The 12,157-nt window shown below is 37.9% G+C and carries 11 protein-coding genes; 2 read left to right on the top strand and 9 right to left on the bottom strand.

Annotation, left to right across the window (positions count from 1 at the left end):
• Positions 1-65: 65 nt before the first annotated feature.
• A complete protein-coding gene (locus tag K8089_RS08315) occupies positions 66-425 on the bottom strand; it encodes a diacylglycerol kinase (protein ID WP_237602816.1) in 360 nt (119 codons plus the stop codon).
• Complete coding sequence (gene tpx / locus K8089_RS08310; protein ID WP_237602815.1) at positions 425-925, bottom strand: thiol peroxidase; 501 nt, start codon at positions 923-925, stop codon at positions 425-427. The genes K8089_RS08315 and tpx overlap by 1 nt, the downstream gene beginning before the upstream one ends.
• Before the next feature lie 213 nt (positions 926-1,138).
• Between tpx and K8089_RS08305 the strand changes: the two genes are divergently transcribed.
• Together K8089_RS08305 and K8089_RS08300 are read left to right on the top strand one after the other, a co-directional pair.
• On the top strand, positions 1,139-2,452 hold the full coding sequence (locus tag K8089_RS08305) for an OmpA family protein (RefSeq protein ID WP_237602814.1): 1,314 nt from the start codon (positions 1,139-1,141) through the stop codon (positions 2,450-2,452).
• Positions 2,453-2,472: 20 nt separating this feature from the next.
• Positions 2,473-4,032: a DUF1565 domain-containing protein gene (locus K8089_RS08300; protein ID WP_237602813.1), complete on the top strand. Its 1,560-nt coding sequence runs from the start codon at positions 2,473-2,475 to the stop codon at positions 4,030-4,032.
• A 293-nt stretch (positions 4,033-4,325) separates the two neighbouring features.
• Here the strand turns inward: K8089_RS08300 and K8089_RS08295 are convergent, their stop codons facing one another.
• The 7 genes from K8089_RS08295 to nhaC all read right to left on the bottom strand — a co-directional run bounded on the left by K8089_RS08295 (position 4,326) and on the right by nhaC (position 12,018).
• Positions 4,326-5,012: a hypothetical protein gene (locus tag K8089_RS08295; RefSeq protein WP_237602812.1), complete on the bottom strand. Its 687-nt coding sequence runs from the start codon at positions 5,010-5,012 to the stop codon at positions 4,326-4,328.
• Positions 5,013-5,137: 125 nt separating this feature from the next.
• Positions 5,138-5,770, bottom strand: a complete 633-nt coding sequence (locus tag K8089_RS08290) for a response regulator transcription factor (protein ID WP_237602811.1) — start codon at positions 5,768-5,770, stop codon at positions 5,138-5,140.
• A 35-nt stretch (positions 5,771-5,805) separates the two neighbouring features.
• Positions 5,806-8,958, bottom strand: coding sequence for a sensor histidine kinase (locus K8089_RS08285; protein ID WP_237602810.1), 3,153 nt, complete (start codon positions 8,956-8,958; stop codon positions 5,806-5,808).
• Between the two features lie 231 nt (positions 8,959-9,189).
• Positions 9,190-9,438 carry a DUF6952 family protein gene (locus K8089_RS08280; protein ID WP_237602809.1) on the bottom strand — a complete coding sequence of 83 codons (249 nt, stop codon included), beginning with the start codon at positions 9,436-9,438 and terminating at the stop codon, positions 9,190-9,192.
• Positions 9,419-9,733, bottom strand: coding sequence for a thioredoxin family protein (locus K8089_RS08275; protein ID WP_237602808.1), 315 nt, complete (start codon positions 9,731-9,733; stop codon positions 9,419-9,421). Before K8089_RS08275 ends, K8089_RS08280 begins: the two co-directional genes overlap by 20 nt.
• Before the next feature lie 3 nt (positions 9,734-9,736).
• On the bottom strand, positions 9,737-10,372 hold the full coding sequence (locus K8089_RS08270) for a peroxiredoxin (RefSeq protein ID WP_237602807.1): 636 nt from the start codon (positions 10,370-10,372) through the stop codon (positions 9,737-9,739).
• A gap of 152 nt (positions 10,373-10,524) precedes the next feature.
• A complete protein-coding gene (gene nhaC, locus K8089_RS08265) occupies positions 10,525-12,018 on the bottom strand; it encodes a Na+/H+ antiporter NhaC (RefSeq protein ID WP_237602806.1) in 1,494 nt (497 codons plus the stop codon).
• Positions 12,019-12,157 lie beyond the last annotated feature (139 nt).

The raw sequence follows: 12,157 nt of genomic DNA, 5'->3' as shown, positions 1-12,157 counted from the left end.
AAAAAATAAACTTACAACCAAATTAATGAAACTTCAATTACCCATTTGGGTGATTTTTATAATGCTTAAAACTTCGGAATGTAAATAAAACATCCAATAATTATCGCAGTTACCGCGGCAAAAAATACGGCACCTGCAGCTATGTCTTTTATAAATCCTATTTTATTGTGAAAATCGGGGTGCACAAAATCTGCGATCTTCTCTACAGCGGTGTTCAGCCCTTCAACACTTAGAATAAGGCCAATTGCAAAAATTTGAAACATCCACTCAACAGCGGAAATTTCAAAATAAAAGCCAGTAATGGTCATTACAATGGCAATCGCCGTTTGCACTTGAATACTCGCTTCGTGCCGAAGTAAAAGAAAAGCGCCCTTAAAAGCGTAACGAAATGCTTTAAGGCGCTTTCCCAAAAATGAATTCCACATTATAAAAGGGTTTTTAAGGCGGAAAGATAATCTGGTTCTTCACCAATTGCTGGCACTTGCTGATTGTAAATTACTTTTCCTTCTTCATCTAAAACTACAACGGCTCGCGAATGAAGACCTCGCAAGGCTCCGCTGCTCATTTCCACCCCGTAGTTTTTTCCAAAGTTGCCATCGCGGAAATCGGAAAGGTTGGTAACGTTGTTTATTTCTTCATCATTTACAAATCGTTGCTGGGCAAAAGGCAGGTCTTTAGAAATACAAAGCACCTTGGTGTTCTTTAACCCCGTTGCCTTTTCGTTGAATTTTCGCACCGAAGTTGCACAAACATTGGTGTCTATGCTGGGGAAAATATTCATAACTACACGCGATCCTTTGTAATCTGATAGTTTTTTTGAGCTTAAATCTTGTGCCGTTAAATCGAAATCTGGAGCCGTATCGCCCACTTTTGGAAGGGTTCCTATTGTTTCGATAGTATTGTCGCCTAATTTTATCTTTGTCATAATTTCTTAAAAATTTGTTTGCCTAAAAATAAGCAATCAATTTCATTTTGTTTCTAAAAGACTTCATAAAGGTTTCACTCAATTTAAATGAACTGTTTTATTCTTTCAATGTAGCATAGACGGTAAAAATTACCCAAACGGGTGATAAACAACCGTTTATATTAAAGCTAGCTTTGAATTTTATAAACATCCCCATTGTTAAAACCTTTAAATATGAAAAATATAAACTTCATTACAGCACTTATTTTGTCAGTTCTTTTTGTGTGTTTGAGTGTACAAAAAGCCGAGGCACAAATATGGAAAAAATTAGAGAAGAAAGCAGAAAATGCTGTTACTCGCAAGCTTGAGCAGAAAACCGAAAAGGAAACCAATAAAGTAATGGATACCATTTTGGGTAACGATGGCAATAATTCTACAGGAAGCACCGCTCCTGGCGGAACGAGCGATGGTCAAAATAACAGCCAGACAAATGATAATTCTACGGTAGCGCATTCTGAAACCGAAACAGTAACTATGTATAAAAAGAGCGATTGGGTGCCGGGTGAAGATATTATACTATTTGACGATTTTGCGAGCGATCCTGTTGGCGATTTTCCACAACTTTGGAATACCAACGGCTCGGGGGAGCTTATTACTTTAAGTGACAACCCCAAAGTAAAATGGTTAAAACTCTATAACGACACTTGGTACGAACCAGACCTTCCCAAAGATTTGCCAAAAGAATTTACCGTAGAATTTGATGTACGCACCTATAATATAAGCGATAATAATACATCGCAGACCGCTGGATTTTGGGTGTACTTCGGTGATGGAAAAAAACCGTTAAAAATTGGTCGTAGGTATGTATCAAGTTATTTTTCACCATATCAAAAATGGGTTAAAGAACAATATCTTAAATCTATAGATTATGAAGGTGCTGGTGAACTAGCGGCAGGAAAAACCAATAAAGATATTCGTGAAGTTTTTAAAGGAGGAATGCATGTGGCAATTTCGGTAAATGGCAAACGGTACAGAACCTATGTTAATGGAGAAAAGTTATTTGACGCGCCTAGGGCTATAAACGATACGGAAAATTTTAGCAGTATACTCTTTGACACCTATGGTATTGGGGACGACCAAGCTATTTTAATCACCAACCTCCGCGTGGCAGAAGGCTTGCCAGAACCTCGAAACAAACTCTTTAAAACCGGGAGTTATTCAACTACCGCCATCACTTTTGATGTGGACAGCGATAAGCTAAAACCTGAAGCTTATGGCATTATTAAACAAATTGCTGAAGCCATTAATTCGGAAGCAGGAAAAAGTATTTTAATAACCGGCCACACCGATTCCGATGGGTCTGATGAACACAATATGGATCTTTCAAATCGCAGGGCCTTGGCTGTAAAAAATGCTTTGGTAAACGAATTTGGAGTTGATGCTTCAAGATTAACTATCGTTGGAAAAGGTGAAAGTGAGCCAGTCGCTTCTAACGATACGGCTATGAATAAAGCGAAAAATAGAAGAACTGAATTTATTGTTCAGTAAATTTTAAAAGTAACTGCCTTATGAAAAAATTATTCCTTTTACTACTTACAATAGTGGTAATGAACGCTCAGGCGCAAGAAGATTGTACGCAAATTCCGAATGGAAATTTTCAAAATTGGACAGGGAATGACGACCCAGTAAATTGGCTAACCACAAATATGGGCGATAAATACGGAACACCTACGGTAGGCTTTGATATGCGCAATGTTTTTAAGACTCCTGGAAAATATGGAAATGGTGTGCGTATAAAGAACGCATCTGTGTTGGAAATGCTTAAAGCAGAAAAACCAGCAGAATTTGCCAAACTCCCTGCTTCAATAAAAGAACAATTGCGCAAAAGCTCTTTTAGCGGCTCGTTATTTACCTGCCAAGGAAACTGTGAAGGTGCCACCTTATCTGAAAATGAGATATTCATGCGTAAAAACATGTTTTTCCCCCTATCAAAAACTCCGGGGGCATTATGTGGATATTACAAAGCCAACTTAAAAGAAGGGGATAAATTATGGATACTTCCATATTTGGCTATAGAAAATGATATGCCCGCGGGTGGTGTTATGCCTGGTGAGACCGCTTCGGTTATTACAAAAAATGCCAGCGATTGGACACCTTTTAGAATCCCACTCAGGATTCTTCCAGATAGGACTCCCGTAAAGGCTTTGATACAAATGCAGATGGTGGGCAGTGGATTTCCGGTTACACCACCTTATGGAATGAGCGCTCTGGAATTAGCACAACGTTACCCTAGCACTGATGGTAGTGAGGTTTTTATAGATGAACTGTGTTTTTGCGGTGAAGCAGATGTTATAGATCCAGACGATCCTATTTTAGACAGTATAGATATGGGAACTGGCACAAGTGGAGCTGACCCCGAAGATGATCAAAATAACGATAATTCTGAAGAAATATACATTGCCACAAATGGAAACGACACTAATTCAGGCACTAATTCTAGCCCTTTTGCAACTATGCAAAAAGCATTAAATGTGGCTCAAGGGAAACGATTGCAAGGAAAACCGGTAAAAATTATTGTGAAAAACGGGACGTATAGACAAGAAGCCAATTTTAATGGAACAGGAAACACATCTTTGCCACCTCTTATTATTGAAGCTGAAACATCGCATCAAGCAATTTTTATAGGCTCTGAGCCAATTACCGAAAATCCGAATTGGCAGACACAGACGCAAGGATTGTATATGTCTAACAAAGGAAAATTACATCCCAATCAACAACCTGAATTTAATATAGCCAACTATGGTAATCCCATGGATACGTCGGTTCCTGCTTTAGTAGTGAATGGCGTTCAGTTAAAACATCAACAGGGTGGAGATCTTAGAAATATACCCAATGCTTACGTGTACAGTCCGCAACTGTTTATGGTAAACCCAGGAGCGGCTAGTCTTTCATCCGCTATTGTTGAAGTAAGCGTTAGGAAAAATGCAATTAACGTAACCAATGGAGGAAACATAACGGTAAAAGGATTGCGGTTAAAAGGATTTCCACAAGCCAGCATACCACAGCTTAATGAACAACAAATGCCAGGACTTGAAGGAGTGCAAGCAGTTAATTGTCAATACGAATAAAACGATTACATAATTTTTTTAATAGCGGGAGCCTTCAAAGTTTAGTTTGGAGCTCCCGTTTTTTAAAACTAAAAGGTGCATTTCTGCACTTATTGAAAGATCGGAGCGATGTCGGTTTGATAAAACTCGACAGGAAAAGACTGACGTTTTACGTAGGTTTTGCCAGTTGCAACTTCAGCATATTATTACTAAAAAGATCATATAACATAGAAGAAAGAATAAAGTGGACAGATTAAAACCAACAGGGGGTAAACCCACAAGAATCGCTGAGCTCATAGCTTGCAGGTTTTAAATTATTTCTCTTTTCGCATATCGCTAAGGTTATAACCACTTGTGTTAAAAACCGTTATATCTACTTTTGTGGAAAGATTTTCTATTTGAAGAATAATGGTGCTATTTCGTTTTTTATCAAAAAGTGAAGTATAAAGTGCAAGTGATTTGATGCCGCAATTGGCTAACATTTCAAGGTCGTCACCTTCCTCTCCCGACCCTACAAATTGATACGCCATTACCTGGGTGAGGCTCAGTTCTATTTCTTCGGCTATCCAAAATGTTGCGTCAATTTTGTCGTTGCTACAGGAAATCGCAGTAGTGTTATATGTTTCAATTTCTTTTTTATTACTTGTGAAGTTCCGCTCTGAATTATTTAAAGTGTCTTTTTCGCCTAAAGCATACTTCATCGTTGGCCAATATTTATTATTCATCGGTAATATATAGCCACCTTTTTTATCATTCATTTCATAGGTTCCGGTAATGGTAGAATCGGCAGGATTAAAAATTAAACGCAATGATGGCTGATTGCCTCTGGCGTGGATTATAGTAGCTGTTTTTTCTTCACCAAAATAATAGGAAATCGTTTCGATATGTTGGTTTCCATCATTGCTTTCTTGTGAAATTTTAAGGTCGAAACTGCCTTTAAATGATTGCGCATGGCAAATTGCTGAAAATAATATTAACGTTATTAAGAGCCTGTTATTCATAGTTTTAAAGTTTAATATTCGGAAGGTTGCATTTGTTTTTTTACTTATATATTCAATATCAACCTAGAAGGATTGTTGTTTACTTCTACAAAGCATTTCAACTTCATCTTCAACTTCAACTTCATTCAAATCCACCCTTTTTTCATGGCTTTTTTAACAGCTTCGGCACGAGAATTTACGTGTAGTTTTTTGTAAATATTTTTTATGTGGGCTTTTATTGTGTTTGGAGAAACAAAAAGATCTTCGGCGATCTGTTTGTTATTGGTGCCGTTGCTCAAACTTTGAAGCACTTCGTTTTCGCGATCGCTTAAAATGCTTTCTTTTTCAGGGCGGAAAGAAGCTATAACTTGTCTTGCAATAGTTGGGCTCATGGGCGCCCCACCTTCGTACACTTCGCGAATGCCATCTAATAATAGTTTTGAATTACTACCTTTTACCAAATAACCAACGGCTCCTTGTCGCAATGCCGAAAAAACCAGCTCGGACTCCTCGTGAACGGTGAGCATTAAAATATTGAGCTCTGGTTGTAGTTTTTTGAGTTTCGGAATTGCTTCAATACCGCTAATTCCCGGCAAATCTATATCTAACAGCAGTACATCTGGGTAGTAGTTGGTGAAAATTTCGAAGGCAGCCTCCGCCGAAAAAAACGTTCCTGTTACCTTAAAACCGTCCGCCTTGTTCAATACTTGCTGAAGCGATTTTAAAATAAGGGCATCGTCTTCTATGATGCAGATTTTTATGGTTGGCAGATTTTCCATCGGTTTTAGCAAGATACAACCATTCTATATTTTTATCAATTACCCAAGCGGGTAGTTTCCAAAGTAAGGGTTAGGGTAGTGCCACCGTTTGTTTTAGAATCTATTTTTAACGCTCCGCCCAGGGCTTCGGCTCTTTCGCGCATATTGGTTAGCCCATTGCCGCTATTTTCTTGAGTGGTGTCAAATCCGTTGCCATTGTCTTTTAATTTTAATACAAGTTTTCCCGGCTTGTGTTTTACGCCAAAATGCACCACGGTGGGATTGCCGTGCTTTACCAAATTGTTTGTGGCTTCCTTTAAAATCATTAGTAAATGGCGGCGTTCGGCCATATTGAGCTCTTTGGTTTTTAGCTCTTCGGAAATAGCGTCTGAATGGAATTTTATATTGGCGATTTCACAAAACTTTCCCGCAAATTCAGTATAACGGTTTAAGGTGTCGTACGCGTTGTCGTTAGAAGGATCCAGTGTCCAGATAAAGTCACGCATTCCATTATTTAGGTCTTGAATATTATCATCTATTTGCAGCAAATGTTTCTGTAATTCCTTGTTTTTTGGATTTTCAATTCTGGCCAATTCGGTTATTAAAGCAATTCTCGTAATTTTTGTACCGGCTTCATCGTGAAAATCGCGGGAACTTCGTTTTCTAAAAATATCTCTTTCCTGCGCACGAGCTAATTCTATGCGCCGTTCTTGTTGCAATCGTAATTTGAGTAGTAAATAAACACCACCGATAGCTAAAATAAAATATAGAAAATACGCCCACCAACTTTGAAACCACGGAGTAGGCATTTCAAGTTTAAGTGAAGCCGTATTGCTCCAAACCCCATCGTTATTTGAAGCTTTTGCCAAAAGCGTGTAGGTTCCTGGATCGAGATTAGATCGTGTAATTACCGGGCTTTCAGATTCAATCCAAGTTTCGTCAAAACCTTCTAATTTGTATGCGTAGCGCGTTTCTTCGGGAAGTGTGAAATTGACTGCGTCTATTGTAAAGGAAATTATTTTGTCTGATGTTTTTAGAATTATATTTTCAATATAAGCTATGTTTTTAGGAATTGAAGTTCTTTTTGTTTTTTCACTTGAAATAGGAACAGGTACGTTCAAAATGCGAAAATCTGAAAATGAAACTCGCGGTGGATGTGGATTTTTATAGATTTCTGATGGTTTAAAACGAACAATACCGTGGGTGCCTCCAAAATACGCAATACTATCGGTGGTGAGTACAGCTGAATTATGATTGAATTCAAAATCGCGGGCGTTTAGAATTTTTTTAAATGAAGTAGCTTTTTTCTCGGCGGTATTTAATTTGGTTAAACCATTCACCGTGCTTATCCAAAATTCGTGCGTATTGGTTTTTATAATTTCGGAAGTGAAATTACTGGAAAGTCCCGATTCTTCTGTGTATTTAATATGATTTGGGTTTTCGGATGTGAGCAATTCTTCAACATTCGAGAAATGAAAAACTCCATCTTCGGTAGTGAGAAGCGCTTCATTTTCATCAAAGAAATAATCGTTCACCACCTTCAAATAAAATGGAGCATCGCCCTTTATTTTTTTGAAGGAAGTTTCGGAAGTGGGATCTTGAATAACGGCACCTCCCAAATTGAAATTACCAGTCCAGACTCGTTTTTTAGCGTCTATATTCAAAGTAACTACAAAATCCTTTGAACTCAGTTCTGGGTTTTGATCTTCAAACAGAAACTGCTGTGCAGCTCCGTGGGTATCAAAAGCGATAATTCCGGCGCTATGTGTGGCTAACCACGTTTTATTGTCGGCATCGTTTTTTATTTCATAAATACGCCTTTCAGGCAGTTTATTTTCAGTTATGGAACCTTCGGGAACTGTTGAAATGGTGTATTCAAATTTGCTTCTGTCTTTCCATTCAAGTATGTGCAAACCTCCGGGACTGCTTGCCCAAATATTTCCTTTTTTGTCTTCTTCGAGGGCATAAACCGAGTTGTGTTTTAGGTGCCTATTACCAATTCCCGCTGTTATGTGGTGGTACTGTTCCGTGCCATTTTCATCTTTCCAAAGCACAGAAATGCCACTGTCCATAAAGCCGAACCACAGGTATCCCTTTGAATCTTCCAAAATGCTAAAAGTATTGTTGTTAGAAATACTTTGAGCATTATCACTGTCGTGTTTCAGTATTTCAAATTGATTGAGATACGGGTCAAACAAATCAATACCCGCTCGTGAGCCCAGCCACATCCTGTTTTGCGCATCTTTGTATATTTTTTTTATGGGGTTTTGTGAAATGGAAGTTGGGCTGTCTGCTTTGCTTCTGTAATAATTAATTTTGTTGTTTTTTTGATTTAAAACCGACACGCCCAAATAACTGGAAGTCCAAAGTCTGCCATTGGCATCTTCTTCAAAATCGTAAACTGTTGTTCTTCCTTCCTCGGCATCTACGAGTTGGGGAAAATGCTTAAAATTGGGATGCTGCCAATCTCCCGTCATTTGTATTACGCCGTCATAATTAGTCCCAATCCAAATTGTGCCGAATGAATCTTGAAACAAAGCGCCCAATCCTTTTTCCTGCAGTTTTAGTGGAATTGTTATTTCAGTAAAAATGTCTTGTTTTGGGTTAAATACAACCAACCCTTCGTGTGTGGCTAAAAGTAAAGAACCATTTTTAAGAAGAAGAATATCAATAATGGAATAAATTGATGGAATGTTGTCGCGGCCTTCTTTGTGCCACCACGAAGTAATCTCGTTGGTTTTGGTATTTATTTTTGAGAGTCCGGCGTTGGTACCAAGCCATAAATAATTGCCATCTTCCTTTATTACCTTTATGATACGGCCAGCCAAACAATTCTTGCAGTCGCCAACCTCGGTGAAATTTGTAAACTTTTCTAACTGCGGATTGTATTTTGAAAGTCCAGCGGAAGTACCAATCCAAATTGATTTGTGACGGTCTTCAAAAATGCTTCTTATTTTTGCGTTGGGAAGTGAAGTTTTACTACTGTCTGTAGAAACGGTATACACTGTAAATTGCTTTCCGTTACCGCGGTTTAGGCCATTGCCGGTGCCAATCCACATATACCCGCGACTATCCTGAAATATGGTTGTTACATCTGCAGAGGAAAGCCCTTCGCCAACGCCAAAGTGCTGGAATGTAATAGGCTGTTGTGCCATATTCCTTTCAGAAAAAAGCAACAATAGGATAGTACAATAGCAAACAAATTTCATTTTTTATTTGTTAGATCAACTAAAAATACAAAATTATCTTATTACACGTATAGTTAATTGGTCTTCAAATAATTATAAAATGAAATTATATGAAAATGTTTGTAACATTTCGTAATATTTTAAGTGTAAATAGGAACTTTTAAAAAATGTTTTTTTGAAGCTATTTTTCCTAAAGAAAAAATCCCTTCACAAAATTTGCAAAGGGATTTTTATAAAGTATATATTATAAATCTATCGGTCTATGGAGCCCAAAACTTTTTGTGCAAAAGTATTTGCAGCGTCGCGCTCCGGCATGCCGTCTGCGATCATTTTGTGTACTTCTACCGCCCCGCAAAGGTTGGTAATAAGCTCACCAATAACGTCCATTTCTTCTTCTGTAATACGATTGTATTCGCTGAAAGATTCCAAAACTTCAACACAGCTTTCAATCTGCGCTATAGAATTGTTACGTTGAATATGTCTAATTACTGGCAACTTCATTCACTAGATCTTTTAAAAGTTCAAATTTGTTGGTTTGTACTTGGTTTACCAATTCGCCATTTTTGAAAGTTGCGAAGGTTGGCAAATTATCTACATTTGCCATTTTTCTACTTTCAGGAAATTTTTCGGCATCTACCAATACAAACTTTAAATTTTCAGTTTCCGAAGCCAACTTTTTAAATTTTGGTTTCATCACTCTACAATTGCCGCACCATCCTGCCGAGAATTGAACAACTACGTTCTTTTCTTCAGAAATTAGCTGTTGCAGGCTATCATCTTTTAACTCTACTATCATATCTTAATTTCTTAAGTATGTAGCTACAGCTTCACGCGTTGCTTGCATTGCTTCTTTTCCTTCTTCCCAGTTTGCTGGACAAACCTCACCATTTTTCTGTACGTGGGTGTAAGCATCTACTAATCTGATGAATTCATTTACATTTCTTCCCAAAGGCATATCGTTTACACTTTCGTGGAATATTTTTCCTTCTTCATCAATCAAATAAGTTGCACGGTAAGTTACGTTATCGCCATCTACCATAAGCAATCCGGTTTCATCGTCGTAGCGCTCGTTTGTAATATCAAGAATTCCAAGTGCGTTGGCGAGGTTACGGTTAGTATCTGCTAATAATGGGTATGTTACACCTTCAATTCCTCCGTCGTCTTTTGGAGTGTTTAACCACGCAAAATGAACTTCGGGAGTATCGCAAGAAGCACCAATTACCATTGTGTTTCTATCTTCAAATTTTGAAAGCGCTTCTTGAAATGAGTGAATTTCAGTTGGACATACAAAAGTGAAATCTTTTGGGTACCAAAAAAGCAATACTTTCTTGTTGTTTTTCTTAGCTTCTTCAAGCACATTTAGTTTAAAAGTATCCCCCATTTCGTTCATTGCATCTACTGAAATGTTTGGGAATTGTTTTCCTACTAAAGCCATAGTTTTATTTATTTTTTAAGGTTAATATTTTTCTATTGCAAAGATAGGAAGTACCTCTAATAAAGGAAGAAATCTTCAATGGATTAACTTATAAACCAATAGATTTTAGCAATAGGTTAAAATTTTAACTATAAGTAAAAGTAATGGAGGTTTTATGTTTTTGCAGGTGTAGTTAACATCCTGATTTTGATTCTGAAAGCGGCAAAAAGCAAAGTCATAAATGGGCTAAGCCAGTTAAAAAAAGCATAACCCGCATAGTGAAGTGTATCTACGCCCAACACACCGCTGTGGTATGCTCCGCACGTATTCCAAGGCACCAAAACAGAAGTGACTGTTCCCGAATCTTCCAACGTTCGTGAGAGATTTTCGGGAGCCAAACCTTTATCTTTAAACGCTTTTGAATACATCTTTCCCGGAACTACAATTGCTAAATATTGATCACTTGCAGTAAGGTTTAGTGCTAAACAACTGGCCACGGTACTCGCAAAAAGTCCGAAGGTTGTGTGGAACAATTTCAACAATGCTTTACTGATTGCGGCAAGTGCTCCTATAGCATCCATTATCCCACCAAAAACCATGGCACAGAGAATAAGCCATATTGTATTGAGCATGCCCGACATTCCCCCGGCGGCAAAGAGGTCTTTTAAAGCTTCATTTTCTGTAGGGATAGCACTGTCTACGGTAATGGCGTTCATTATTCCTTTATAGCCATTTTCAAACGTAAGCGATGTTCCACCGCCTATTGAGGCAACTATATTTGGTTGAAATATTAATGCGGCAACTGCGCCAAAAAGTGTTCCTATTAGAAGCGCAATTAAAGGAGGCGTTTTCTTGACAATTAAAAAAATTACTACTGCAGGAACCAAAAACAACCACGGACTAACATTAATAGATTCTTTTACAGCTGCCAGAATTAAATGTGTATCGGCGGTGCCAGAAGTATCTATACTGAACCCTATGATTGTAAAAATTATCAAGGTAATAATTAAAGTAGGGACGGTAGTGTACAGCATATACCTAATGTGTGTAAATAAATCTGTGCCAGCCATTGCAGGAGCGAGGTTTGTTGTGTCGCTTAAAGGCGAAATTTTATCACCAAAATAAGCGCCGGAAAGAATTGCTCCAGCTGTCATTCCCACCGATATTCCTAAGGCATTGGCAATACCAATTAAAGCAATCCCCACGGTTGCTGAAGTAGTCCAACTACTTCCCGTCGCCACCGAAATAATAGCGCAAATAATTACGCAAGAAGCTAGAAATATTGTTGGATTTAAAATTTGTAGTCCGTAATAAATCATTGTGGGGATAATTCCGCTAATTAACCACGTTCCGGCCAATGCGCCAACCATTAAAAGTATTAAAATAGCCCCAGCAGTAGATTTTATATTTATAGCTACCTCTTCCAGCATCTGGTCAAAACTCACCTTGTTATAAAAGCCTACAATGGCAGCCACGGCACCGCCCATTAAAAGAATGAATTGGTTGCTTCCACTTAGGGCATCATCACCATAAGCGAAAAAGACATTGTAAAAAAGCATTATAATTAGTGCAACGACCGGTATTAACGCCTCCCAAATATTCAATTCTTTATTTTCTACTACTTGTTCATCTTTTGGATCTGTGGGCTTAATATCCTGACTTTGCATAGGGAAGTTTTAAATTGGATTGTAATGTTACGATTTTGTAAAAACCTATGCAAATTAAAAAGATAAGTCCTTGTCATTGCTTAGTGAGTAGATTAAAATTATATGGTCTACAAATAACCTATAATCTAGTCACTTTGTC

This window comes from Aequorivita vitellina (genome assembly GCF_022008365.1).
Lineage (GTDB): Bacteria > Bacteroidota > Bacteroidia > Flavobacteriales > Flavobacteriaceae > Aequorivita > Aequorivita vitellina.
Note: the sequence above shows the minus strand (reverse complement) of the source record. Positions and strands in the feature narration are given on the sequence as shown.

Excerpts from the sequence above, each read along its gene's own strand:
- K8089_RS08275 (WP_237602808.1), bottom strand. The coding sequence starts at position 9,733 with ATGATAGTAGAGTTAAAAGATGATAGCCTGCAACAGCTAATTTCTGAA.
- K8089_RS08290 (WP_237602811.1), bottom strand. The coding sequence starts at position 5,770 with ATGGAAAATCTGCCAACCATAAAAATCTGCATCATAGAAGACGATGCC.
- tpx (WP_237602815.1), bottom strand. The coding sequence starts at position 925 with ATGACAAAGATAAAATTAGGCGACAATACTATCGAAACAATAGGAACC.
- nhaC (WP_237602806.1), bottom strand. The coding sequence starts at position 12,018 with ATGCAAAGTCAGGATATTAAGCCCACAGATCCAAAAGATGAACAAGTA.
- K8089_RS08305 (WP_237602814.1), top strand. The coding sequence starts at position 1,139 with ATGAAAAATATAAACTTCATTACAGCACTTATTTTGTCAGTTCTTTTT.
- K8089_RS08295 (WP_237602812.1), bottom strand. The coding sequence starts at position 5,012 with ATGAATAACAGGCTCTTAATAACGTTAATATTATTTTCAGCAATTTGC.
- K8089_RS08270 (WP_237602807.1), bottom strand. The coding sequence starts at position 10,372 with ATGGCTTTAGTAGGAAAACAATTCCCAAACATTTCAGTAGATGCAATG.
- K8089_RS08300 (WP_237602813.1), top strand. The coding sequence starts at position 2,473 with ATGAAAAAATTATTCCTTTTACTACTTACAATAGTGGTAATGAACGCT.
- K8089_RS08285 (WP_237602810.1), bottom strand. The coding sequence starts at position 8,958 with ATGAAATTTGTTTGCTATTGTACTATCCTATTGTTGCTTTTTTCTGAA.
- K8089_RS08315 (WP_237602816.1), bottom strand. The coding sequence starts at position 425 with ATGTGGAATTCATTTTTGGGAAAGCGCCTTAAAGCATTTCGTTACGCT.
- K8089_RS08280 (WP_237602809.1), bottom strand. The coding sequence starts at position 9,438 with ATGAAGTTGCCAGTAATTAGACATATTCAACGTAACAATTCTATAGCG.